Source organism: Anabaena sp. UHCC 0399 (assembly GCF_034931465.1).
In the GTDB taxonomy this organism is placed as follows: domain Bacteria; phylum Cyanobacteriota; class Cyanobacteriia; order Cyanobacteriales; family Nostocaceae; genus Trichormus; species Trichormus minutissimus.
In genome coordinates this window covers 78,775-103,681 of the sequence record NZ_JAYGGZ010000002.1, presented here as the reverse complement: position 1 = coordinate 103,681, position 24,907 = coordinate 78,775, and the positions used below count along the sequence as shown (strand labels likewise).

The 24,907-nt window shown below is 40.8% G+C and carries 20 protein-coding genes; 9 read left to right on the top strand and 11 right to left on the bottom strand.

Annotated elements, in window-relative coordinates:
- Window positions 1-139: 139 nt before the first annotated feature.
- A complete protein-coding gene (gene purC, locus VB693_RS01385) occupies window positions 140-877 on the bottom strand; it encodes a phosphoribosylaminoimidazolesuccinocarboxamide synthase (RefSeq protein WP_323264736.1) in 738 nt (245 codons plus the stop codon).
- Window positions 878-1,559: 682 nt separating this feature from the next.
- On the opposite strand from purC, the gene VB693_RS01380 reads away from it, so the two are divergent.
- Window positions 1,560-1,835, top strand: coding sequence for a hypothetical protein (locus VB693_RS01380; protein ID WP_323264735.1), 276 nt, complete (start codon window positions 1,560-1,562; stop codon window positions 1,833-1,835).
- A gap of 215 nt (window positions 1,836-2,050) precedes the next feature.
- Here the strand turns inward: VB693_RS01380 and VB693_RS01375 are convergent, their stop codons facing one another.
- The 4 genes from VB693_RS01375 to VB693_RS01360 form a co-directional block, all read right to left on the bottom strand.
- Complete coding sequence (locus tag VB693_RS01375) at window positions 2,051-4,627, bottom strand: GAF domain-containing protein (protein ID WP_323264734.1); 2,577 nt, start codon at window positions 4,625-4,627, stop codon at window positions 2,051-2,053.
- 218 nt (window positions 4,628-4,845) lie between these two features.
- Window positions 4,846-6,003, bottom strand: a complete 1,158-nt coding sequence (locus tag VB693_RS01370; protein ID WP_323264733.1) for a glycosyltransferase family 1 protein — start codon at window positions 6,001-6,003, stop codon at window positions 4,846-4,848.
- Window positions 6,004-6,132: 129 nt separating this feature from the next.
- A complete protein-coding gene (locus VB693_RS01365; RefSeq protein WP_190697477.1) occupies window positions 6,133-7,287 on the bottom strand; it encodes an NAD-dependent epimerase/dehydratase family protein in 1,155 nt (384 codons plus the stop codon).
- A gap of 267 nt (window positions 7,288-7,554) precedes the next feature.
- Window positions 7,555-8,130, bottom strand: coding sequence for a hypothetical protein (locus VB693_RS01360; protein WP_323264732.1), 576 nt, complete (start codon window positions 8,128-8,130; stop codon window positions 7,555-7,557).
- Window positions 8,131-8,323: 193 nt separating this feature from the next.
- Here VB693_RS01360 and VB693_RS01355 point away from each other — a divergent pair, with 193 nt between their 5' ends.
- The 4 genes from VB693_RS01355 to VB693_RS01340 all read left to right on the top strand — a co-directional run bounded on the left by VB693_RS01355 (window position 8,324) and on the right by VB693_RS01340 (window position 13,145).
- Entirely contained in the window at window positions 8,324-8,671 is a 348-nt protein-coding gene (locus VB693_RS01355; protein ID WP_190696689.1) for a hypothetical protein, read from the top strand.
- Between the two features lie 90 nt (window positions 8,672-8,761).
- Window positions 8,762-10,273, top strand: a complete 1,512-nt coding sequence (locus VB693_RS01350) for an AAA family ATPase (RefSeq protein ID WP_190696686.1) — start codon at window positions 8,762-8,764, stop codon at window positions 10,271-10,273.
- 140 nt (window positions 10,274-10,413) lie between these two features.
- A complete protein-coding gene (locus tag VB693_RS01345; RefSeq protein ID WP_190696683.1) occupies window positions 10,414-10,764 on the top strand; it encodes a DUF1257 domain-containing protein in 351 nt (116 codons plus the stop codon).
- Between the two features lie 224 nt (window positions 10,765-10,988).
- Window positions 10,989-13,145, top strand: a complete 2,157-nt coding sequence (locus VB693_RS01340; RefSeq protein ID WP_323264821.1) for a DNA methyltransferase — start codon at window positions 10,989-10,991, stop codon at window positions 13,143-13,145.
- Between the two features lie 51 nt (window positions 13,146-13,196).
- On the opposite strand, the gene VB693_RS01335 is transcribed toward VB693_RS01340, so the two are convergent.
- Both VB693_RS01335 and VB693_RS01330 read right to left on the bottom strand, forming a co-directional pair.
- On the bottom strand, window positions 13,197-13,802 hold the full coding sequence (locus VB693_RS01335) for a Uma2 family endonuclease (protein WP_323264731.1): 606 nt from the start codon (window positions 13,800-13,802) through the stop codon (window positions 13,197-13,199).
- Window positions 13,803-13,840: 38 nt separating this feature from the next.
- A complete protein-coding gene (locus VB693_RS01330) occupies window positions 13,841-15,721 on the bottom strand; it encodes an ABC transporter ATP-binding protein (protein WP_323264730.1) in 1,881 nt (626 codons plus the stop codon).
- Between the two features lie 40 nt (window positions 15,722-15,761).
- Here VB693_RS01330 and VB693_RS01325 point away from each other — a divergent pair, with 40 nt between their 5' ends.
- Complete coding sequence (locus VB693_RS01325) at window positions 15,762-16,313, top strand: GNAT family N-acetyltransferase (protein ID WP_323264729.1); 552 nt, start codon at window positions 15,762-15,764, stop codon at window positions 16,311-16,313.
- 232 nt (window positions 16,314-16,545) lie between these two features.
- On the opposite strand, the gene VB693_RS01320 is transcribed toward VB693_RS01325, so the two are convergent.
- From VB693_RS01320 to hisG, 4 genes are all read right to left on the bottom strand, one after another.
- Window positions 16,546-18,846: a response regulator gene (locus VB693_RS01320; RefSeq protein WP_323264728.1), complete on the bottom strand. Its 2,301-nt coding sequence runs from the start codon at window positions 18,844-18,846 to the stop codon at window positions 16,546-16,548.
- Window positions 18,847-18,851: 5 nt separating this feature from the next.
- A complete protein-coding gene (locus tag VB693_RS01315; RefSeq protein ID WP_323264727.1) occupies window positions 18,852-19,280 on the bottom strand; it encodes a response regulator in 429 nt (142 codons plus the stop codon).
- Between the two features lie 14 nt (window positions 19,281-19,294).
- The gene (locus VB693_RS01310; protein ID WP_323264726.1) at window positions 19,295-21,931 is read right to left on the bottom strand and encodes a GAF domain-containing protein; all 2,637 of its coding nucleotides are present in this window, start codon (window positions 21,929-21,931) and stop codon (window positions 19,295-19,297) included.
- Window positions 21,932-22,413: 482 nt separating this feature from the next.
- Window positions 22,414-23,058, bottom strand: a complete 645-nt coding sequence (gene hisG, locus VB693_RS01305) for an ATP phosphoribosyltransferase (protein WP_323264725.1) — start codon at window positions 23,056-23,058, stop codon at window positions 22,414-22,416.
- Between the two features lie 100 nt (window positions 23,059-23,158).
- Between hisG and rppA the strand changes: the two genes are divergently transcribed.
- From rppA to VB693_RS01290, 3 genes are all read left to right on the top strand, one after another.
- Window positions 23,159-23,851, top strand: a complete 693-nt coding sequence (rppA, locus tag VB693_RS01300; RefSeq protein ID WP_190710231.1) for a two-component system response regulator RppA — start codon at window positions 23,159-23,161, stop codon at window positions 23,849-23,851.
- A 21-nt stretch (window positions 23,852-23,872) separates the two neighbouring features.
- Entirely contained in the window at window positions 23,873-24,301 is a 429-nt protein-coding gene (locus VB693_RS01295) for a hypothetical protein (RefSeq protein WP_323264724.1), read from the top strand.
- A gap of 144 nt (window positions 24,302-24,445) precedes the next feature.
- Complete coding sequence (locus VB693_RS01290; RefSeq protein ID WP_323264723.1) at window positions 24,446-24,865, top strand: fasciclin domain-containing protein; 420 nt, start codon at window positions 24,446-24,448, stop codon at window positions 24,863-24,865.
- Window positions 24,866-24,907: the final 42 nt, after the last annotated feature.

The following is a 24,907-nucleotide window of genomic DNA, read 5'->3' as shown; positions in this document are numbered from 1 at the left end:
ACAAGGGAATTTTAAGTGCTGAGTGCTGAGTGCTGAGTGCTGAGTTATGAGTGGAATACTTACTCGGAACTCTTAACTCGGAACTCGGAACTCTTAACTCGTAACTATGAAAGCACTTTTAAATCAGGACTATTCATATTTAATTTTGAGTTGCCACAGCTTGTAATACTCGTTGTAAAACCTCCTGATACGCATCTTCTACATTCCCTAGGTCTTTGCGGAAACGGTCTTTGTCCATAACGCGGCGATTAGGGTCTGCTTCTGTTATGTTCCACAAACGGCAGGTGTCGGGACTAATTTCATCTGCTAAAAGTAGATTTCCTTGTGAGTCAACACCAAATTCTAGTTTGAAGTCAACTAGGGTAATACCGCAACGTGACCAGAATTCCTGGAGAAACTGATTAATTTCCAATGCTAGATGAGTAATTGCATCGACTTGTTCCGGTGTTGCTAGTTCTAGCAGTAAAAGGCGATCGCGTGTCAATAGCGGATCTCCTAATTGATCGTTTTTATAATAAAACTCTACTAGGGGCTGTTTTAATAATGTACCCAGTTCTAAGCCTGTTTGTTGACACAAACTACCAGCCGCAATATTACGGATAACCACTTCCAAAGGTATTATTCTCACTGCCTTTACCCGCATTTGATGGGGAGCAGGACTATCAATAAAGTGTGTTTTAATACCAGATGCTTCCAACTGTTGAAAAAGCTGAGTAGAAATGCTACAGTTTATCTTCCCTTTGCCAAGGATGCTACCTCGCTTTTGGGCATTAAATGCTGTAGCATCGTCCTTAAAGTCAGCTAACAGGACTTCCGGATCATCAGTTGTATAGAGAATTTTTGCTTTGCCTTCGTATAGCTTGGAATGAACAGACATGGCAGGAGGTGAGGTTTTAGACGATAGACAGCTTTTGTCCTTTCGGGCTTCACCATTTTATCTTTAGTTATTGAAGATTAGCTATTAGTCTGCAATCTGTATATTCAGAATTGGTTTTGAGTATGAAAACTTATCTATCTACAATATAAAGTCAGTCACTCACTCAGTAGAGAGTGTCAGCAAGTGAATATCTGACCTACAGTAGAAGATCATTGCTTGTTATCTATGATATTTTCTGGGTAAAGTTAATTTTTTAACAAACGTACTAAAAATATTTTCAGGGTTTAGTGTCACAGTATATATTAATACTTGTATTTTTGTATCAAGAAAGAAGTATTGCATAACAATTTTATAAATGATCAAATAAAATCAAAACAAATCATTGATATTTAAGGAGCGTGCGTCTACTACCCAAGATCATAAATAGCCATGAGTGCGTTTGTTACCCTTGCTTAGACAACATCTCCATGACAATCAGTCTGTTTTGCATAATTACAAATAAAACTGGTGTCAATATCTCAACAGCCCAAAAACATTTTAAAACCAACACAAGATTTTTCATAAGAAGAAAAATACATCAATATTAATTGATAGTAGCATTACCGAAAATTCCCCAAATTAAAGGTAAATAGGCTATTAGCGATTCAGCTTCCAAGATAAAAACAAGAAAGGAGTTGAATAAATGGAGCAAAAAATAGTGACTAAAGAAAACTTTCTCTATCCTCGTGGTCGTTATTACGGTCAAGTGAAGCCAGAGAACTTAGTTTTCAATGCCAATCTCCAAGAATTTGCCCAAAAGATAAGTTATATATGTAACTTAGAAACGGCTGGGAAATTGAAACCAGAAGAAGCATACGAACAGATTAAAGCATTGTGGAAAAACTTAAAGCGGACAAAAAAACAACTACAAATTGGTGAGCATCCATTTCAGAATGGAGATGAGAACGCTGAAGGTTAGGGGGCAGGGGACTAGGAATTTTAGATTTTGCGGAAAGTTCTGTAGGTGGGTTTCCCAACCTAGGAACGCCACTTGCTACAAGCAGGGAAACCCGTCCAACGCAGTGACTCAACTTTTCAAGACGGATTTTGGATTGAATAATCTAAAATCCACTCATTGCAAATCCACTCATTGAAAGACTGGTGACAGGGGACAAGCCCAATGCCCAATCATGACTATTTCACGGTCATTGTCCACACTCCATCCCAGTCTTCTGGCGGTGGTGTTTGTTGGTAATTATGGGCGCGTTCTAGGTGAATATTCACACCTTGGTCTGTGGGGCGAATTTTTTTGGCGGCTGCAAAAGAAGCGATCGCCTGGGTAAAATTATGAGATAAATAAGCTGCACGGCCAGCATGGTAGTGAAACAAAAACTCCTGGGTGGTAGCATCTAAAGGAGTAGTGCGATCGCTAATTAACTCATAGATATTCACAGCTTGGTGTTTGCCTTTAACTCGGATTTTATCTAATTGGCGTACCCAAATGCGATCGCTGCATAATTGGTAAGTAAATTCGCTCAGAATAATGTCACAACCATATTCTTTTGTGACTGTTTCCAAGCGCGAACTTAAATTTACACCATCCCCAATCACTGTATAATCCATACGTTTTTGAGAACCGATATTTCCTGAGACTACTTCCCCGGAACTAATACCGATACCAATATGAATTTCAGGCTGCGCCTGGATAATGCGGCGTTGGTTAAATTCCTCCAAGCGTCGGCGCATATCTAAAGCTGATTGTACTGCTCGCCAAGCATGATTTTCTGTGAGTGGTAAAGGTGCGCCAAATACTGCCATTAAGGCATCGCCAATAAATTTGTCGAGAGTACCATCGTAGTTAAAAACTGCTTCCACCATTGTTTCAAAATACTGATTTAGCAGTGAAACCACCTCTGCTGCACCGAGGTTTTCTGTGAGTGTGGTGTAACCTCGAATGTCCGAAAATAAGATGGTCACTTCCTTCCGTTCACCGACCATTAAAGCATCTTCCCCCGCAGCCAATACTTGTTCTGCTACGTGGGGTGTCAAGTAGCGGTACATGGTGGTTTTTAAGCGTTTTTCTCGACTGATATCTTCTAAAACTACCAAACCACCCCTAACACCACCTTCTGGGTTAGTTAGGGGATTCACAGTCAGATTAATACTACGGTCTAGAATTTTTACCTGTTCAGTCGTTAAAAACTTCGATTGGGGGGTAAGGGGTAAATTCCAGGTGAGAAAAATATTAGGGTTACTGCGATCGCGTATTGTCAAAATAGAATACTGTGTTTCGTTCGTCAGAATCCCCTCAGCACTTTGTAATTGATAAATCCCCACTGTCAAACTTTGTTCCGGTACATAATGTTTAGCACCAGTTTTTAGACTATCTTCTAAACGCATTTGTAAATTTTCAACTGGTACAATCTCCCAAACGAGACGACCAATTAAATTGTGTTCCCACAGAAGTTTATTGCTTTTATTATTGGCTTCCCCTAAAGGACAACCCAATAATCCCAAAGCTGCATCATTAATAGTGACTACCTGACCAGCCATATCCGTGGAAATCACAGCATCTGATAAACTTTGTAAAATATCTTTTTGGTACTGTTTTTCTAGCAGGACATTTTCAAATAAGCGAGCATTTTCTAAAGCAACTCCCGCTTGAATATTAAAAGCCCGCATAAATTCTTCATCAGATGCTGTAAAACTACCTTGTTGTTTATTAATTAACTGCGTTACCCCAATTAATTCATTGGCTGAATTAAATACGGGCAAACACAAAATATTTCGCGTTACATAACCAGTTCTTCTATCTGTTGAAGGGTCAAATCGAGGGTCTTTATAAGCATCAGGAATATTGAGTGCTTGTCCTGTTGATGCCACATAACCAGCAATACCACGGTTAGCAGAGATCCGAATTTCCATTGAATTTGTAGTATCGGCAGCGGCGGCTACCTTTGTCCACAGTTCCCCCATTTCTTTGCGATATAAAAACAGGGTACTACGGTCTGCTTGCATTAAAATCCGGGCTTGTTCCATGACTATTTGCAACGTAGCTTCTAAGTCTAAACTTTGCCCTAGGGTTTGAGTTGCCCGTAAAAGTGCTGTTGCTCCTCGTTGATTGCGAGCTGCTACATAAAAAGACTGACAAGTTTCTAAGATAATGCCAATCGAAGCTGCAAAATCTCGGAAGTGTCCTTCATCTTCCTGATTAAAAGGTGTTTCTCCAGTTTTATTTGCTAGTTGTACTACTGCAACTACCTGGTTTTTGCTACTAACAACAGGCATACATAAAATATTGCGAATTTCATAGCCCATTTGTTTTTCCAGGTCTGGACTAAATAGAGGATGAGTAATAGTTTCACCAATATTCAAATATTGACCTGTACTAGCAACATGACCAGGAATACCAAAAGTAATGGGAGTACGAATTTCTAAAAATTTCTGTCCATTATCTTGAGGAACTTTTGACCACAATTGACTTTTATCATAGTCAACTAAAAAAATAGCTGTATGTTCGGCTTGGAGAATTTGCCCAATTTTGAGTGTGATTGCTTCTAAGACTTTCTCCAACATATTTTCTAGAGCTTCATTATTAATTAATTCGATAGCTCTCAGAAATTGCTGAAATTCGGCAGTAATAAAGTCTAACAAACAAACAAATTCATTAACAGAAAGGTCTTTGACCCGCCGCAATAAAGCGTGGGTGCGATTAACTTGAGTTAATTCTGTTAATGTAGCCAAGACGCTACCAGGATTAGGAAGAGTCAAGTCGCTTCGCTCCAATTAAAAATTAAAAATTAAAAAAAATTAGTGGGAGCTTGTAGCTTGCTTGCCGTAGGCTACTCACCACTAATTGTTCCCTGCGGGACGCTACGCGAACGTGTAGCGTCCCGCAGGGAAGACCGCTAAATCATTCCAAGCTATCCCTAAGCAGCGCGCTGAGTGAAAATCTCACTATCTATTTCCCAATCCCCAGTCCCCAATCCCTATTCCCTCTTACCTGTCACCTGTAACCTGTCCCCTGTCACCTTTCCATACAGTATTTTGTGATAATAATCTTGTAGCTGATGGGTAGCAGATGCCCAGCCCCACTTTTCTGCTTCTCGACGCGCATTTTGACGGATGATGTCCCGTTCCTGTTTATTTTCTAAAAGCCTAACAGTTGCGTCAATAGCATCTTGAATATCGGCTTGGGGGTTAAACAAATACCCATTGATCCCATCTGTGACAATATCAGGAATACCTCCAGAACGAGCGGCTACCACAGGACAACCAGCAGCCATTGCTTCTAGTAGGACTAAGCCTAATGTCTCTGTGCGGGAAGGAAAGATGAAAGCATCGGCACTAGCAAAGGCTGATCCTAACTCGCGCCCCATGAGATAGCCAACAAAATAAGTATTTGTACCTGCAAAATGTTTTTCTAGTGTTTGGCGATGGGGGCCGTCTCCTACTAGTGCCAATCGTGCTTGAGGAATGGATTCTAATATGGGTTTGATGCGCTCAATCTCTTTTTCGGCAGAAAGACGACCTACGTACAATAATAAGGGGCTTTCTGGGTGATTTTGCGTTAAGCGATCGCGCATTTCTAAACTAGCTAAATCAGGGTGAAATAGTTCTGTATCTACTCCCCGTTGCCACAAATCTACCCTTTCGATGCCATGTCCTGAGAGTTCTGCCATCATGGCTGTAGAAGTACAAAGATTCAAGGCGGCTTGATTATGCGCCCCTTTCAGCAGTTCCCAAAGCACCCCTTCTAGCATCCCTAAACCATAATGCTGAAGATACTGGGGCAAATGTGTGTGATAAGAAGCTACTAAGGGTAGTTTCAGGACTTTACTATAAAAAATCCCGGATAGTCCTAAAACTGCGGGATTTACAACATGAATGATATCTGGCTGGAACTGTTCTAGGGTATAACCAATAGCTGGGCGAGGAAGTGACATTTTCAACTCTGGGTACAGAGGTAAAGGAAAGCCACTCACACCGTACACTTTTGCTCCTTTATGTTCAGTAATGCCACCATCAGGAGCAATTACTAAAACTTGATTTCCATGACGTTGTAAATAGTCAACAGTATGACGCAGGCGTGTCACAATACCGTCAACCTTGGGTAGAAAGGTTTCGGTGAATAAGGCAATTCTCATACAAAACTATCTATGTGAAAAAAGGGGTTTAGGGGTGTGGGGGTTTAGGATTATGGGTGATGAAAACCCTTACACCCTTACACCCTTAATTCCCCTAGAAAACGAGAAAGCCTAGAGCAAAAGGCTTTTTTAATTCCTATGCCAAGAGACTTTGGGTAAAATCTGCTTATTATCAACTCGTTTTTGATATTTGACGGCAAAGTTTAGCAGAGAATCAAGTAGAGAATCTGAGAGATAGTGAGGTTGTAGCCCTAAATCAAGTAGTTTAGTGTTTATAGCGTTGAAGTAATGTTCTTCTTTTTCAACTCTAGGATTGTCTAAGTTGCTGATTTCTACGTTTAATCCCAAAGCATTGCCGGCTTTTTTCACCATTAATGCCAAATCACCGATGCTGAATAGTTCGGTAAATTGATTAAATACGCGGAATTCACCAGCTTGGGCAGGATTGGCGATCGCAATTTCCATACATCGTACCGTATCCCGAATATCCAAAAAGCCACGAGTTTGTCCACCTTTACCGTAAACGGTGAGGGGATGACCTATCGCCGCTTGAATACAGAATCGGTTTAACGCTGTACCAAACACACCATCGTAATCTAGTCGGTTAATCAACAGTTCGTCCATCCCCGTTTCTTCGGTGAGGACACCATAAACCACGCCTTGGTTTAAGTCTGTGGCGCGTAAACCCCAAATCCGGCAAGCAAAGTGAATATTGTGGCTATCATGAACTTTGCTCAGGTGATACATTGACCCAGGCTGTTTAGGATAAGGTAGGGTATCCTTACGCCCATTGTGTTCAATGGTGATAAAACCTTCCTCAATGTCAATGTTGGGTGTGCCGTATTCACCCATTGTGCCTAACTTCACCAAATGACAGTCTGGGAAGTCTTCTTTCATTGCATATAGCAGGTTTAACGTACCAACCACATTATTGACCTGAGTGAGAACTGCGTGTTCTCGGTCAATCATCGAAAACGGTGCGGAACGTTGTTCACCAAAATGCACGATCGCATTTGGCTCAAATTTATGCAACGTTTTCTGAAGAAATTCGTAGTTAGTAATGTCGCCAACGAACAAGTCAATGGATTTACCAGTTAAATCTTGCCAGCGTTGGAGGCGTTGCTGAATAGGTGCAATCGGCGTGAGGGTTTCCAAACCTAGTTCGTTATCCCAATGCCGTCTCACCAAACTATCTAATATTCCAACTTCATAACCGCGATTGGAAAGATAAAGTGCGGTTGCCCAACCGCAATATCCATCGCCACCAATAACTAGGACTTTCATTTTCACCAGTTTTTACTCGCTGATAGCTTAATCTATCAGGTTTGGGTACCCCCTCACTCATCATTCTGAAAGATGTAGGGAAAAGAGATTAGGGAAAGAAGAAATCTGATAGTCGTATTCGATGCCGGAATCGAGTAATTTAATTTTTACCACACTCAGCACTCAGCACTCAGCACTCAGCACTCGGAACTCAGCACTCGGAACTCAGCACTCGGAACTCAGCACTCAGCACTCGGAACTCAGCACTTTTCATCTTCCCTTGCTTCGCTACTGAGGAATCCGATACTGTTGGGCTATGTAATAAAACAAGGGATAGTAATTTTTTAATTCTTGACTGGGAGCGCGTCCTTGCCAATTATATTGCACCTGATTTTGTGTCAGTGTCAGCGTCATTGCACTAACAGCACTATCCACTTCTACCTCTAATATTCCCGTTAAACCTTGAGTCGTTTGAAAGTTAGGTTTTTGTGTGGTTATGGACTCTAGTATTTGATTACTCGCCCAGGCTCGAATTTCTACAGAGTTGTTTTTGGGTGAGGCGAAAACAATGCCATCGGCGTTCGTCGGTGTTGCTAGAGTCTTCCAGTTGCTGGGATAGGGAAACTCAAAGCCATAGCGCGAATTTTTATATATTTTCCAGGTAGTATTTGTGACATCCAAGCTGGGAGTAAAACAGCCGTACAGGATCAACAATAAAGCGATCGCTGCATTCCTCCGGGTAGCTTTAGTATAAAAAATCCGTTGGACTCCCAGAGCTTTTGCTGCCAAAGTAGACATGATTCTACCTGGTTTAAAAGCTAGAAGTAATTGTAGATAAAGGATTTTAGAGATAAATTTAATCATTTGTCTCTACTTGGATCTGATTAATAGTTTAGTTGCTTAGATAACTTAGGTTAGTCATAATCTTTGTCACAAACAAGAGCAAATTGTAAAGAAGAGTAACAAAATAGCCGTCAAAACGTTTTGACGTCTTGACAACAAAGAGAACAGCCGATAACGTGATATACATACCCGGGTAAGACCACTAAATAGTTATATGCAAACTAAGCAAAAGGTTACGTTGTATTTATCGGCAGAACTGCACAAAAAGCTGAAGATTCGGTCAGCAATCGATTCCGAGCGAATGTCAGAACTAGCTGAACGTGCCATTTTTTTCTACCTAACTAACTCAGATATAGTTGATGAAGTTGAAGCTTCAGCTTACGGAAGGACGCATAAAGTTTATTCTTGTCCCAATTGTGAAAGTTCACTGGTATTAAAAGATGGGGAATTAGTTGGTTTAGGAAGTCAGCCAGGGGTAATTGGCCAAGATCATCTTTCTCTTGATGAGATGGCACAAGCAGAAACCCATCCCAAGGGTGAGGAAGAATTAGTTCCTTGCTAGGTAGGAATTAGATAAGTAATTCATAATTTCGGTTGTTGTCATCAACAAAACGATGTCTTTACTGTACTAGGGTCTCCAGAAGGTCGATTTATGAAAGAAGAGCTCAATATTCTCATTCAAGCTCAATACCCACTAATCTACCTTGTGACCTCCGAGGAAGAAAGGGCAGAGCTAGCAATTTCCACAATTGCCCAAATGTTAAGACCCCAACGCCGAGTGTACGTGTGGACAGTAACTCATGGCATCGTGGAGTATGGTCAACCCCGGAGTGTAAGCCAACACAACACCGTTTCCCCAGAGGCGGCGATCGACTGGATCATCCGGCAGAAAGAACCTGGTATATTTATTCTTAAAGATTTACATCCATTTATTGATGCTCCCGCAACCACAAGGTCATTACGTGATGCGATCGCCAGCTTCAAGGGTATGCAAAAGAACATCATTTTGATGTCACCTATGCAACAAGTACCCATCGAACTGGAAAAGGAAGTTGTGGTTTTAGACTTTCAACTACCCGATATGTCAGAGTTAAATAAAGTATTAACTCAACATCTCGAACAGCATCGCGGACGACGCTTGACGACAGAAGCACGCGAAAAACTTCTCAGGGCGGCTTTGGGCTTAACTAAAGATGAATCTGAGAAAGTCTATCGTAAGGCGCAAGTCACCACAGGGCGGCTGACAGAAGAAGAAGTAGATATAGTTCTATCTGAGAAAAAGCAACTAATTCGACGCAATGGTATCTTAGAATACATCGAAGAAGATGCAACCATCGATGCTGTAGGTGGCTTAGAAGAGTTAAAGAAATGGCTCAAACAACGCTCTAACGCCTTTACGGAAAGAGCCAGAGAATATGGTTTACCCCAACCAAAAGGGATGTTAATTCTAGGTGTTCCTGGTTGTGGTAAGTCATTAATTGCTAAAACAACGTCCCGCCTGTGGGGTTTACCACTGTTGCGTTTGGATATGGGTCGAGTTTACGACGGCTCAATGGTGGGACGAAGTGAGGCCAACCTGCGGAACGCTCTCAAAACAGCAGAATCCATCTCCCCGGCGATTCTGTTTATCGACGAGTTAGATAAATCCTTTGCTGGAAGTTCCGGTTCTGGTGATTCTGACGGTGGTACATCTAGCAGAATATTTGGGTCTTTCCTCACATGGATGCAAGAGAAGAAATCCCCAGTGTTTGTGATGGCTACAGCCAACCGAGTAGAACGCTTACCTGGAGAATTTTTGAGGAAAGGTCGTTTCGATGAAATTTTCTTTGTGGATCTGCCCACACCTGAAGAACGGTGTGATATCTACAAGATCCACCTCAACAAACGTCGTGAAGACATCACCCGCTTCGACTTGGAACAACTAGCCAAGATGTCTGATGGTTTTTCTGGGGCAGAAATTGAACAAGCGTTAATTGCGGCAATGTACGAAGCTTTTGCCCAAGACCGCGAGTTCACCCAACTAGATATTATTGCTGCGCTCAAAGCAACTTTGCCACTGTCTCGCACGATGCAAGAACAAGTCACAGCCCTCAGAGATTGGGCTAGACAGCGAGCCAGACCAGCCGCAGCCTCCGTTGCTGAATATCAGCGAATGGAGTTTTAAAAGCTTTCCCTTGCTAACCCAGGGGGAAAGGCTAGCCAACCCGCTAGCAGTTACGAAAAAAGCCGCACCCCGATAATCGCGGCTCTCTAAAAACAAACCGTTGTCCTAACTTCTCACTCTTCTCATTGGAGGAAACCCAAATGTCTCATTTTAGCACTCTTCGCACCAAAATCACCGATGCCGAAATCCTCAAAGCTTCCTTGCGCGACCTCGGTATCAGCGTAAAAACAGAAGCTGATGTACGCGGTTATAACGGTCAGCGTCTTCGTTCCGACATCGTTGCAGTATTGGAAGGCGAATATGACTTGGGCTGGTCTCGCAACAGCGATGGTTCTTTTGACCTAATCGCTGACCTGTGGGGTGTTGCTAAGAAGCACAACCAAACCGAGTTGATCAACTCCATTAACCAAAAATACGCAGTTAACAAAACCTTGGCTGAAGTAAAACAGCGCGGTTTGCAAAACGCCAACGTGAAATTAGTATTGCAATAACAATTTCTCTGCGCGTTCCCAAAGCTGATCGGGTTAACCAATTCATAGCGGTTAGCCCGCTTTTTTTATGGTTTGCTTTATCTCAGGTATTTTTCATTAAAACATATAAATTTGCGTAAGGATAAAATTAGCAAGTACCAGACTTAGCTTCGCTCCAATATATTGACCTAGATCCGAATTAATTTAGAATTAGTAAGCACTCTAAACTAGAAATTTTAAATTTGATGCCTGCATTTTGCAATAATATTCAATCAAAAGCTATTACAGAAAGAACAGGCACATTCACAGATAACATGAAACTGCCTATTCATAGGTGGTTTAGATATTCTGCTGGCTTTTCCGCAACTTGGGTTGAAGAAGTAATTACAGAACTTGAACCTCAAATTGTCCTTGATCCATTTGCTGGATCTGGTACGGTTTGTATTGCGGCTGATAAGCTGGGCGTGAATTCCTACGGAATTGAAGCACATCCTTTTGTGTACCGCCTTGCAAAAGGTAAGCTTTCATGGAATATACCGATACATAAGTTTTTAGAAGCAATCACTGAGATTAAAAATATTGCCGCTAGTTTGCAGCTAAAACTTCCAGAAAAGATTCCAGTATTACTCAGCAAATGCTACACCGAGGATGTACTAATATATCTGTTTAAAATCAGGCAAGCTTATTTAAATTTAGCTCCAACCCTAAGCGAAGATTTACAGGCTCTAGTTTTTTTAGCAATTTGTGCTACTTTACGGTCATCAAGCTATGTTGGCACGGCTCAATGGCAATATATTCTGCCAAATAAACGAAAAGTTAAGACTTGTGAACCACTGGTTGCATTCGATAATCAAGTGGCTTTAATGCAACAAGATATGCACTATATGCAATGTCTGAGAAAAGAAACTCAAGCTACCTTCCTGCAGGAAGATGCAAGAGTTTTAGAAGGTATTCCAAATCAATCAGTAGATTTAGTAATTACTTCTCCACCTTATGCAAACAACTATGACTATGCTGATGCTACACGCTTGGAAATGACATTCTGGGGTGAGGTTAACTCTTGGAGTGATTTACATGACACAGTGCGTAAGTTTCTCATTCGTTCAAATTCACAACACGTATCAAAGGATAAGCTCAAGTTAGATACTTTGATAGCTAATCCTATCCTTGAACCAATTCGAGATGAGCTAATTCCTGTTTGTAAAGAGTTAGAAATAGTCAGAGAAACTAAAGGAGGAAATAAGGCTTATCACACAATGATTGCTGCCTACTTTACAGATATGGGTGCTGTATTTCATGCTCTTCGCAGAGTTACAGCCTCTGATGGCAAGATTTGTTTTGTAGTAGGAGATTCAGCACCGTATGGAGTATATGTCCCTGTAGAAAAATGGCTGGGAAAATTAGCAAATGAAGCTGGATTTTACCTCTGGTCATTTGAAAAGATTAGAGAACGTAACGTCAAGTGGAAAAATAGAAAACATAATATTCCACTACACGAAGGTAGGCTTTGGATAGAAAGTGAAATTATGGCACAGTCACCATCACACAAGTTTGGTCAAGCACTAGGTAAACTACTTGAAGATATAGTACTCTACGATATTCTTAAACCTCAATTGCAACAGTTTGCCCAAGCCAAGAGCTATTATCTTGATTGGCAACGCTCTCGTCCAGCTAGAAGCGGAAAAAAGGTTACTTGGGAAGATAAGTATGGCAACAAGCATGACCTCGATTTTGTGATTGAAGTCGATGGTTCAGATAATAAACTTGGCCGACCTGTTGCATTTATTGAATCTGCATGGCGTAGATACACAAAACATTCAAAAAATAAGGCTCAGGAAATTCAAGGAGCTATATTACCTATTATTGAAGTTCATCATCTATCCGCACCATTTTATGGTGTAGTATTAGCTGGAGATTTTACAAAACCAGCATTAGAACAGTTGAAAAATAATGGCTTTGCGGTGATTTATATTCCTTACAAGGGTGTAGTAGCAGCTTTTGCAGAAATCGAGTTTGATGTTGCTTTTGATGAAAATACGCCTGATGAACAATATACGATAGCTTTTAGGAAACTCGATAGTCTTACTAGCTTAGACAAAGAGAAACTGCGGCAGGCATTAATGCGAGTTTCTCAAGAAGAAATTGATAGGTTTATGGAAAATTTGAGAAATTCGCTTGAGCGTTACATTGATCAAATAATTGTCATCCCACTTTTTGGAAATAGATATAAATTTGATAACATTAATGATGCTATTACTGGACTCAATAACATTAAATTAGATAGTCCAGTTGGTAAATTTGAAAAATTTGAAGTTATTGTTGATTACAATAATGGTGATACTATTCGAGCTACTTTTAACAACCAAAATTTGCTCACAGATTTTCTAGAAAGATTTGGGTAATGAAATAGTTATATCATTATAAATTTTATTTCATATTTTGAAATAGATTCTTTACCAAACTGGACGTAAATCCAAAACAAAGCCAGGTAATAGAGGTTCACCAGAAATTGTCTGAGGATTATTTAATATTTCAACTTGAATATTCGGACGATAAATAAAAACTTGGCGTTGTTTTCTATCAATTAACCAACCTAGTTGTGTGCCGTTATCTATATATTCTTGCATCTTGTCTTGCAAGGTTCTTAAATTATCAGTTTCAGAACGCAATTCAATGACAAACTCAGGACAAATTGGTGCAAATTTCTTTCGCAATTCTAATGGTATGGCTTCCCAGCGAGTGCGTTTTATCCAAGCTGCATCAGGAGAAGGTACTGCACCATTTGGCAAAGTAAACCCACCACTAGAACCAAACCCTACACCTGTACTATCTTGCTTTGTCCAAATGCCTAACTGAACAATCAAGTCAAAGTTACGTTGGTTAGTTTCAGAACCAGTTGGGGGCATAATTACTAATTCTCCAATAGCATTGCGTTCGATATTTAAATCGTGATTGAGTTGACAAAATTCATAAAATTGGTCGTCACTCATGGCGATCGCACTCGGCAATTGCAATACTACTGGTATAATTTCTGTAATGCTGGGTAAGCTTGTAGTCATAATTTTGTATTGATTCTTAACTTAATTTTACTTAAAGATTAAGTTCCCAACATTTGCAGGTTGTGCAAGGTAGAATAAAGCCCTCCTGATTTTAATAATTCTTCATGGCTACCTTGTTCGATTAATTCGCCTCGCTTCAAGACAAAAATTCGATCCACATTGCGAATTGTAGACAAGCGGTGAGCAATAATAATTGCAGTTCGTCCGATTAATAACTCGTTTAGAGCTTCTTGAACTAAAGCCTCTGTTCCAACATCTAGACTAGCGGTTGCTTCATCTAAAACCAGAATTTGGGGGTTACGAATAGCTGCACGGGCAAAGGCTAAAAGTTGCTTTTGTCCACTAGATAGATTTGTCCCCCGTTCTCGTAATTGGGTGTTATAACTTGCAGGTAATTGTCCAATAAATTCGGCAATATTTGTTTTTTCAGCAGCTGCTTGAATCTCTTCAAAGCTATAGTAATCACCCAAAGTAATGTTACTTTTAACATCACCAGCAAACAAGAAGCCTTCTTGTAAAATTACTGCCATGTAACGACGCAGTTCTGCTTGGGGTAACTCCCGAATATCTACACCATCTACAAGAATGCGTCCTTGGGTGGGTTCATAAAGACGACACAACAGCCGAATAATAGAACTTTTACCTGCACCTGTCGGCCCTACTAGTGCGACTTTTTCACCGGGATGAATGACAAAATCTAAATCTCTAATGACATAATCATCGTCTTTGTAGGCAAACCAAACGTGTTCAAACCGGATTTCTCCCAAGGTTGGTGTTGGCTTGGTGTCTTCTGATTCTAAATTGGCGATGATTTCATCAATGTAACCGAATTGGGTATCTAGGACGGAAAGACGGGGATTGATGCGATCGCTAATTTCTATCGGTTCATCTAAAATATCGCTAACACGTTCCATTGCTGTGAACCCGGCTTGAATCACAGTGAATTTCTCGGCAAAATCCCGCAAAGGGTCAAACAATCGCTGGGCATATAAAATGAATGCAGATAGAGTCCCAAAGGTCAAGTTATTGCCTAACAGTAACCAACCACCTAAACCTAAAACTCCGGCGATCGCAATTAAGCCAATTAATTCTAAAGTGGCAGAAACCGCAGAATCGTAAAAAATAGTTTCATCGACTTGCTGGTTGTAGCGTTCGTTAGTCGTGCGAAATAACTCAGCGTTATACTTTTCTCGCCGGAACAACTGCACGACGTTAATTCCCAGCACATTTTCCTGTAGCTGAGAATTTAACATTGATAATTCTTCCCGTGCTTTGTAATTAGCTTGACGATATCGTCGCTGAAAATAAATGGTTAACCAAGTCACAGGGATTAACATCACCAGTAATAAACTAGCAAGTTGCCACTGGATAGAAAACATCAAACCCAAGATTACCAGCATCGAAAACACATCTGAAACGATGCCAATAGCCCCAGTGGAGAACACATCACCTAAGACTTCCACATCGCTGGTGAGTCGAGTGACTAATTTACCGACAGGTGTACGGTCAAAAAATCTTACCGCCAGTGATGTTACATGATGAAATAAATCTTGACGAATGCCGGCGGTGATTTTCTGCCCTATATTCTGTAGTAAATAACCCTGAAAACCTGTAAGGATTAATCGCAGCACAATCATAGTGAACAATAATCCGATCAGGATATTTAACCCTTGGGACAAAGGACGATTGCTCAAGAACTCGTAGGTACTGGGTTCATTGCGAATCAGGGATACAGCCTGTCCAATTAATAGGGGCTGTACTGCGTTAGCAAGGGCAAGAGGTAACAGCAGCAAAATCGCGAGGATCAGCAATTTGCCACTACGGCGGGCGTAAGGAACTAGACGTAGAAATAGTCGCCAGTCATTGTTACGCCAACGGTCTTTTCTGTAAGATTTGGAAGATGATTGGTAGATGCTCATAGTATGAGCATTATATTAATTTTTATCGTCGTAGAAACACTTGTCTGAAGGTAACACTCTGACCTTTTTTGATGCCATGCCTGAGATAGAAACCACTCGATTGATATTGAGGCATTTTTCTCTAGATGACTTTGATAGTTTATTTCGCCTCTACTCCGATGCAGAAGTCATGAGGTATCTTTCCCCCAGAACCAAAGCTCAAACTCAAGCTAGTCTAATTAAACACATCCAACACTGGCAAGAACACAACTTGGGAATGTGGGCAGTTGTTTACAAAGATAGCGGTAAAATGATTGGTCGTTGTGGACTAGGTTTTTTAGACACCACCCCGGAAGTTGAACTTGGGTACGTATTGGACAAGTCCTATTGGAATATGGGGTTGGGTACAGAAGCATCTCAGGCGACATTAAAGTACGGTTTTTTGAAAGTTAAGTTAGATCGAATAGTAGCGATCGCGCGTCCAGAAAACATAGCATCTAGACGGGTAATTGAGAAAGTGGGGATGAAGTATCAAAAGCACGCTCACTACTACGGTCAAGATGTCGTGTACTACGCCCTATCTAAATCAGAATGGCAATCAAATGAGGGGTAGCAGAGGAGAATGACCAATGACTAGTACAGCACGGCGTAAATAGCGCAGAGTTGAGCCACTGCGTTACCGGGGTTTGCTCGGCTGTAGCAAGTGGCGTGGCGGTGTCGGTTTCCGTCCCGCCAAACTTTGTCAGAGAAACCACCCATTCCAAATAAATAAAACCCTTACATTGTCTTCGTTTTGACTTTTGACTTTTGACTTTTGATTTTTGACTTCCGCGTAGCGGTGCTAGTCACGTTATCACTTGGTTTAAAGCCAACAACAACTCATTGATAGTATAGGGTTTAGGTAAAAATGCTGCCGCACCAGTGTTGACTATTTCCCCCAGTTTATTTTTAGCGATTAGCCCACTGGTAGCAATAATTCTGGCATCGGGGTTAATTTTTTTCAACGTGCGGATAGTAGTTAAACCATCCAGTCCTGGGAGCATGAGATTAACGAGTATAGCACTAATTTTATCTGCATATTTGGCGTAAATTGCGATCGCCTCAATCCCATCACTAGCAACTAAGGCTTGGTATTGGTGGCTTTCTAAAGATGTTCTCGTAATATCCCTGATTGCAGGCTCATCATCTACAATCAAAATCAATTCGCCCTGTCCTATAGGTGGTATCAACTCATCTGGACTAAATATTTCTGTACCTCCCACTGCTGGTAAGTAAACTTTGAATGTAGTACCACGTCCTACTTCACTGTCTACATTCACAAAACCACCGTGGCTTTTGACAATCCCAATTAAAGTAGAAAGTCCTAACCCTGTACCTTTTCCTACTGCTTTGGTAGTAAAGAATGGTTCAAAAATACGATCTAAGTGTTCCTCTGGTATCCCAACACCCGTATCTGAGACTGTCACTACTATATAAGGGCCAGGTTTGGCTTCTAAGTTCATGCGAACATAGTTTTCATCGATAAGTAAATTTTCCGCCGTAATAGTAAGAGTTCCACCATCCGGCATAGCATCACGGGCATTAACACATAGATTCATCATCACTTGATGGAGTTGCGTACTATCTCCACAAACCGTCCATAATTCCTTGGAAACATCTGTGACAATTTTGATAGATTTGGGAAATGTTTCTTTGAGAATTTTGGACAGTTCTACAATAATGTGTCTGAGTTGCAAAGTGATGCGTTTACCTTCTACGCCTCTGGCAAAAGACAACACCTGCTTCACTAAATCTGCGCCACGTTTAGCATTAATTTCTAAAATCTCTAATAAATGTTGAGTGCGTTCATCTGCATCGGGAAATTTTAGAGGTAATAATTGCGCACCAGCTAAAATTGGTGTCAGGATATTGTTCAGATCATGAGCGATACCACTAGCCAAAGTTCCTATACTTTCTAGGCGTTGAGTACGCAGCAATTGCGCTTCTAGATGTTTCTTCTGAGTAATATCTGTATCAACGGAAAGAATTGATTTAGGTTGTCCGTACTCATCACGAACTAAACTCCAGCGACTAGCTACTAAAATTTCTCTCCCATTTTTAGTAACTTTGTTTAACTCTCCTTGCCAGTTACCTTGGGAGATAACGTGTAGTAGAGCAATTTCAACTTCTGGGGATGGTTCATAAAATAACAATTCACTGGCATTTTTTCCTATCACCTCTTGAACTTGCCAGCCGTATAAATTTTCTGCCCCTTTATTCCAAAAAAGGATCTGATTTTGTAAATCGCGTACACAAATCGCATCAGTGGTAATGTCTAGTAATGCAGCTTGTTCGCGGATTTTTGCTTCTGCTAAGTGGCGTTCTTGTAAAGCAATTTGTTGTTCAGTAATATCAATACTGGCGCAAGTTATCCCGATAATTTCTTGGGATTCATTCCGCAATGGCTCAACAGTCAAATCGTAATATCGAATACTTTTGCTGGTTGTAATCGATACTTCTGCACGAGTACCTATACCTGTAGTTAAAACATTATATTTAATTGCAGTGAGAGCTTGGGCATCTGCATGGGGCATGATTTCACAATCTTTTTTACCCAACATTGCTTGTTCTGTCCACCCAGCTCTTTGGTTATAAACCCAGGTATAACGTAAGTCTCTATCTTGGTTGAAAACAAAAATCGGAGAATTTTTTAAGGCTACCCGGAATCGCTCTTCACTTTGACGAAGTTCATCTTCTACGCGTTGGCGTTCAATAGCATATCGCATAGAGCGGACTAATAAGTCGCCAGTCACTTGTCCTTTGACTAAATAATCCTGCGCTCCTTCCTGCATGGCTCTTAATGCTAATGTTTCATCATCTATACCAGTCAGGACAATGATGGGAATTGTTTTGGCCTGGCTATTAGCTCTAATAAAGGTTTCAATTCCTTGGCTATCAGGTAAAGACAAGTCTAATAGCATGACATCAAAGCATTTACTTAACCCGCTACTAGCGTTACTGGCTAACAGGTTAAATGCTTCTGACAACTGCTCAACTGTGTGTAAATTTACTCTAACTGCGTTGACTTCTTTGATTAACTCTTGAATTAAAAAAGCATCACCAGGATTATCTTCTACTAATAAAACTTGAATAATTTTATCTGCCATAGTCTTTACTCCGGTGGCAGTTTGACGATCGCAAACCAAAAGTTTTCTATCGATTGTACAATTCTAACGAATTGGTCAAAATCAACTGGTTTGGCTATATAACAATTAGCCGATAGGTTATAAGCTTTGAGAATATCTTCTTCAGCTTGAGAAGTTGTCAAAACGACGACAGGAATACGTTTGAGATGTTGATCAGTTTTAATCTCTGCTAATACTTCTCGCCCATCTTTTCTAGGTAAATTTAAATCAAGTAGCACTATATCTGGATGAGGTACATCGGCATATTTTTCTTGTTTTCTGAGAAATGCCATTGCTTCTACACCATCTTCTACCACATTGAGATTAACTGATATTTTGCTATCTTCTAAGGCAATACGTGTAAGTTCGACATCTCCCGGATTGTCTTCTACTAACAAAACCTGAATTGGTATCATATTTGTTGTGCTGATTACGATTGTTGACCTGATTGTTCTGGAATTGTAAAGTAGAAAACTGAGCCTTTACCTGGTTCAGACTCAACCCATATCTGACCACCGTGGCGTTCAATAATTTTCTTACAAATTGATAACCCGATGCCTGTACCTGGATATTTATTTCTTCCATGTAGGCGTTGAAAAATTACAAAAATTCGTTCAATATATTGTTCTTCTATACCTATTCCGTTGTCTCGGACAGAAAAAAGCCAATGGGAGTGTTGAGTAGTGTTAGCGGTAGCGCGGCTTTTAGCCGGTTGTGTCAGCGCGGCTTTTAGCTGGTGCTGAGATTCTCCCCTACTCTCCTGCTCCTCTCCTTCCTTAACTACTCCGATATGAATTTGCAGGGGAATTTCTCGGCGGAATTTGATGGCGTTAGCAATTAAGTTTTGCAAAACTTGGGTTAACTGAGTTGGATCTGCGGTAACTGTGGGTAAAGGATCATGGGTGATGACTACTCCAGATTCTTCAATGGCTATTTTGAGATTGGTTTTTACCCGTTCTAAAATCACCGCACAATCAACGGAGACAAAGGGTTGTCCACGGGTTGTTAAACGAGAATAGTTTAATAAATCGTTGATTAAGGTTTGCATTCGTTGCGCCCCATCAACAGCATAGTTAATAAACTGTTCTGCTGTACTGTCTAGTTGATTTTTGTAGCGACGTTCTAGTAACTGTAAATAACTAGTCACCATCCTTAATGGTTCTTGCAAGTCATGGGAAGCGACGTAGGCAAAACTTTCTAATTCAGCATTAGAACGAGCGAGTTCTTGACTTTGGCGGGTTTGTTGTTCTAGTAACTGCGCTTGAAATAAGGCTATCCCCATTTGGTTAGCTAACTGTTGCAATAAGTCCAACTCGAATTTACTCCAATGGCGAGGAGCGTTACATTGGTGAGCAATTAGCAAACCCCAAATTCCTTCTCGGTGCAGAATTGGTACGACAAGATTAGCTTTTACGCCAAAGTGTTGCAAAAATTCTCGATGGCAATCGTGAATATCTGCTTGTGCAACATCCATAATTGCACTGACTCTACCTTGGCGATATTTTTCTATATAGTCGTGTTGAAAGCAAGGGTCGAGAATTTTTTGTCCTAGCACTACAGGCCAACCTGGTAAGACTGCTTCCTGTTCCACTATTCCTGAACCATCAGGCCATAGCCTAAACATCAAAACTCGGTCGGCTTGCAGGAGCTTTTGGACTTCCTGGACTGATGTTTGTAAAATTTCTTCAATTTGCAGCGTCTCGCGGATTTTAACCGTAATTTCTGCAAAAAGTTGCGATCGCCGATTTTGCCATCTTAGTTCTTCTTCTGCCTGTTTGCGCTCTGTAATATCTGTATGCGAACCAACCATTCGCACTATGTTACCTGTTTCATCCCAACGTGCCTGTCCTCGATCTAGAATCCATTTATAGTTACCGTCTTTACACTGTACGCGATGCTCTGTAATGTAATACGGTGTTCTGCGGTCAAAATGATCTTGAATGGCTTGCATCACCCAATCTAAATCATCGGGATGCACTCGCTTTGACCATTCTTCTATATGGTTAGTAATTTCGTGGTCTTCGTATCCCAACATCTGTTTCCAGCGCAGAGAAAAGAAGACTTGATTAGTTTTGAGATTCCAATCCCAAATCCCATCATTATTGCCTTGCAATGCTAACTGCCAACGTTCTTCACTTTCTTTGAGTGCTGAGGCTGTGTGATGTTTTTCTGTAATATCTTGGAAATAAACAGATAAGCCGTCTTTATTAGGGTAGACGTGGACTGCAAACCATTTATCTAGCGGTGGATATAACTCCTCAAATTGGATGCTGACCTTTTGTGCGTTGGCGCAGCCTGCCGCAGGCATTGCTCTGTGATATTCTCGCTCAAATGAAGTGCCTAATATACCTGGAAATGTTTCCCAGATATTTTGACCTAGTAACTCAGTTTGGTTTCTTTCCAACAGCTTGGCTGCTTGACTATTGATGTAGGTAAATCGCCACTGTTGATCTAGGGCGAAAAAGGCATCGGTGATACTTTCGAGTATATTACTAATGCGATCGCTTATTATTTCCGATTCTATACGTGCTGTTTGCTCTTGATTAATCAATTTCTCGCTCATCTGAGCTACATTAGCCATATTGCGCCTTAGTTCCAGTTGGTCGATGACTAAGCGGCTCAATGCTATAAGCGAGTCAATTTGTTGTTGACTCAATTGTTTGGGTTGTTGATCAATTACACACAGAGTTCCCAACATCTGACCTTCGGGAGTTATTAAAGGTACACCTGCGTAAAAGCGCACATATGGATATGCAGTTACTACTGGGTTAGTCGCTAGGCGATCGTCAGCCAAAGCATCAGGAATCACTACAACACCATGTTTTTCTTGACATAGGTAAGAGAATCCTACATTACGAGGCATTTCTGGTACATCTAAACCCAATTTTGCCTTAAACCACTGACGATGTTCATCAATAAAATTAACTAAAGCTATAGATGTGCCACAAATAAAGGCAGCTAAATGAGCCAGATTGTCATAAGCTTCTTCTGGTTTAGTATCTAAAATTTGGTACTGGCGTAGAGCAGCCAGTCTCGCCTGTTCCTGATGATTAGAGTGGAATTTCATAAAACTTTGCTTAAAAAATTGAAATAAATACCGATGTCAGGTTCTCTACTCCCGACTCTTTGTTGCAAGTTAGAGTTTTGTTACAAAATGAAACAAAATTTGATTTAAATACTTATTTATAGGATAAAAATTTGCACTAATCTCAGTATAGAAAAATTAATTTAAATAACTTAACTCAATACACAAAAAGCTAAAATTGGCGTAAGTTGGGTTGAAGAACAAAACCCAACAGAAACAAGGCTTTTTTAGGTTAGTCAGGACTTACGCAAAAACTCTCTCAAACCCTTATATCTCCGTGTTCTCTGCGTCTCTGTGGTATGCGCACGCTACGCGAAGGTTATTGCGTAATTTGTGCGTAAGTCCTATTAGTGTAGGAGAAGGCTTAGTTGTATGCGATCGCTTCACTGAATTGTATTAAAAGTAAATCCCCGACTTTCCAAGAAAATCGGGGATATTAGCTAAAAAAATTGATTTTTCATCGATTAAGCTGGTGTTAAGACTGCCTCTCTGAGACGCTCAACTAAATTATATAAGTTACCCGTATTAAGCCGATAACTAAGGGGATGAGCAATTAACCGTGCTGTGCTTTCATACAAGGTAGTAATTTCAACGAGTCCATTGTCTTTTAAAGTTCGTCCTGTAGAAACTATATCAACGATCGCCTCAGACATCCCCGTAATGGGGCCGAGTTCTACAGAACCATAAAGCGGCACTATTTCCACAGGTAAATCTAAACTATCAAAGTATTCATTGGCACAATTAACATATTTAGAAGCAACCCTACTATGCGGTGGTAAATCTACAGGTAATTTGTAGGGACTAGAAGCTTTCACGGCTACCGACATTCGACAATAGCCAAACTGCAAATCAACTAAATGGGCGACTTGGGGCTTTTTTTCTCGGATAACATCGTAACCAATAATACCAAATTGTGCCTGACCGTATTCCACATACACAGGCACATCTTGTCCTCTAACTAATAATCCTTTAGCTTGTCCACTAGCATCAGTAATTTGAAGTTGGCGATTTCCTGAATCTAAAAAAGCACTAAAATCCAATCCTACAGTTTGCAGGAGGCGGATGCTATTTTTGAGTAGTTCCCCTTTCGGCAATGCAACAGTTAACATTCTCTTTCTTGGTATCCTTGGCTATGGACACTTGATAAAATGTCCTTGTCTAAGCAATTCAATAATATTGAGAATATCTCTATTGCTTACCCCAAGCAGCATGAGAATTTTATTAGTTGATGATGAAGTAGAACTCACTGACCCTTTAAGTCGCGTGTTGACGCGTGAGGGTTACACTGTCGATGCGACCTATAATGGTGCAATGGGCAGGGAGATGGCACAATCAGGCAGTTACGACTTACTGATTTTAGATTGGATGCTGCCGGGAAAAACCGGCTTGGAGATTTGCCAAGAATTACGTCACCAAGGAAAAGTTACCCCTGTGTTGTTTCTCACTGCCAAGGATACTCTAGATGACAGAGTAGCAGGCTTAGATGCTGGTGCAGATGACTATTTAGTTAAACCATTTGAATTGCGGGAGTTGTTGGCTAGAGTCCGTGCTTTGTTGCGTCGTTCTGGTTCGCACAGTTATGAAGCGACAACGGGAAGATTAAGTGTAGCTGATTTAGAACTTGATTGTGAAAACCAAGTCGCCTACCGTCAAGGACGAGTAATTGAACTATCGCAGAAGGAAAGCCAGCTGTTGCAATATTTTATGGAACATACCGGACAGTTATTAACTCACGCTCAGATTATGCAATATCTCTGGCAAGATGAAGAACAACCCAGCAGTAATGTGATAGCTGCATTAATTCGGCTATTACGGCGCAAAATTGAAGTAGGTAAGGAAATAACTTTGATTCACACCGTTTATGGTAAGGGCTATCGCTTCGGAACTTCTTCTGTGGAGTAGAAAAAAAATCTGGTGACAGCTATGGGGAGCATAACTAGCAACAAAATTGCGATCGCCAATCATGTGTACTTGGTTTCACGTGGAACTACAAAGGTAATTGACGATGCCTACGGTTATCAATTCGGTCCCGTTCTTTTCAAACCAACCCTCGCGATCGCTCCCCAGACCTTCCGTACTACCCGTGCAGGAGCTTTGGCGTACTTTGTGGGAGATGATCCAGCTTTCCCAAAGGACGAGGGTTTTGCATTGAGAGGCTGGCGCAAAGTAGAGATGAAAAATGCAGGGATTTTCATCACTGGCAATACGGCTACTACGATGGGAAATGTGATATTTACGGACAAACAAGGTAAGACGATCTCAGTGGATAAAACTTTGCAGTTCTTTAAGGACGACAATGGTAAGCTACGTATTATTACGCATCACTCTTCACTACCTTATACAGCAAAATAAATTATCTAGCAATAGATGATACCTTATTAAAAACCTTAGAGAAACCTCGTGAAACTTTGCAACCTTTCTCTTGATAGAGGTCAATTACTTTTGTCTGTCTATAAGTTGGTGGTAACAGGGTAGTCAATAAATTAACCAAATATTATGGCTGACATTGTAGAAACTGCTGCCAAAGCTGGTAATTTCAAGAAGTTGTTGCAGGTGGCTGAAGCTGCACAAATCATAGATACTCTCAAAAGTCCTAGTTTTTTTACTTTGTTTGCACCTACTGATGAGGCTTTTGCAAAGCTACCAGAGAGAACTTTAGATTCACTACTGCAAGACATCCCTAAGTTGAAGAAAATTGTAGCGTATCATATAGCCTTTGGTGATGTCCGGTCTGATGACTTGGTGCAAATTGAAGAAGCAGAAACTCTGGAAGGATCTATTTTAGCCATTGAATCTAGCAACGATGGAATTACTGTGAATGATGCAAAAATTCTACAAACAGACATCCTTGCTGATAATGGTGTAATTCATGTGATCGATGCAGTGTTGATGCCGGCAATGGTTGCGGGGAGATAGGTGACAGGTGACAGGTGACAGGTGACAGGTGACAGGGAGAGA

What these genes read in the sequence shown, in the direction of transcription:
- VB693_RS01290 (WP_323264723.1), top strand. Translation starts at nt 24,446, where the DNA reads ATGGCTGACATTGTAGAAACTGCTGCCAAAGCTGGTAATTTCAAGAAG.
- VB693_RS01350 (WP_190696686.1), top strand. Translation starts at nt 8,762, where the DNA reads ATGAAAGAAGAGCTCAATATTCTCATTCAAGCTCAATACCCACTAATC.
- VB693_RS01315 (WP_323264727.1), bottom strand. Translation starts at nt 19,280, where the DNA reads ATGATACCAATTCAGGTTTTGTTAGTAGAAGACAATCCGGGAGATGTC.
- VB693_RS01340 (WP_323264821.1), top strand. Translation starts at nt 10,989, where the DNA reads ATGCCTGCATTTTGCAATAATATTCAATCAAAAGCTATTACAGAAAGA.
- VB693_RS01310 (WP_323264726.1), bottom strand. Translation starts at nt 21,931, where the DNA reads ATGAAATTCCACTCTAATCATCAGGAACAGGCGAGACTGGCTGCTCTA.
- VB693_RS01295 (WP_323264724.1), top strand. Translation starts at nt 23,873, where the DNA reads ATGGGGAGCATAACTAGCAACAAAATTGCGATCGCCAATCATGTGTAC.
- VB693_RS01380 (WP_323264735.1), top strand. Translation starts at nt 1,560, where the DNA reads ATGGAGCAAAAAATAGTGACTAAAGAAAACTTTCTCTATCCTCGTGGT.
- VB693_RS01345 (WP_190696683.1), top strand. Translation starts at nt 10,414, where the DNA reads ATGTCTCATTTTAGCACTCTTCGCACCAAAATCACCGATGCCGAAATC.
- VB693_RS01365 (WP_190697477.1), bottom strand. Translation starts at nt 7,287, where the DNA reads ATGAAAGTCCTAGTTATTGGTGGCGATGGATATTGCGGTTGGGCAACC.
- purC (WP_323264736.1), bottom strand. Translation starts at nt 877, where the DNA reads ATGTCTGTTCATTCCAAGCTATACGAAGGCAAAGCAAAAATTCTCTAT.
- VB693_RS01360 (WP_323264732.1), bottom strand. Translation starts at nt 8,130, where the DNA reads ATGATTAAATTTATCTCTAAAATCCTTTATCTACAATTACTTCTAGCT.
- VB693_RS01335 (WP_323264731.1), bottom strand. Translation starts at nt 13,802, where the DNA reads ATGACTACAAGCTTACCCAGCATTACAGAAATTATACCAGTAGTATTG.
- rppA (WP_190710231.1), top strand. Translation starts at nt 23,159, where the DNA reads ATGAGAATTTTATTAGTTGATGATGAAGTAGAACTCACTGACCCTTTA.
- hisG (WP_323264725.1), bottom strand. Translation starts at nt 23,058, where the DNA reads ATGTTAACTGTTGCATTGCCGAAAGGGGAACTACTCAAAAATAGCATC.
- VB693_RS01370 (WP_323264733.1), bottom strand. Translation starts at nt 6,003, where the DNA reads ATGAGAATTGCCTTATTCACCGAAACCTTTCTACCCAAGGTTGACGGT.
- VB693_RS01355 (WP_190696689.1), top strand. Translation starts at nt 8,324, where the DNA reads ATGCAAACTAAGCAAAAGGTTACGTTGTATTTATCGGCAGAACTGCAC.
- VB693_RS01330 (WP_323264730.1), bottom strand. Translation starts at nt 15,721, where the DNA reads ATGAGCATCTACCAATCATCTTCCAAATCTTACAGAAAAGACCGTTGG.
- VB693_RS01320 (WP_323264728.1), bottom strand. Translation starts at nt 18,846, where the DNA reads ATGGCAGATAAAATTATTCAAGTTTTATTAGTAGAAGATAATCCTGGT.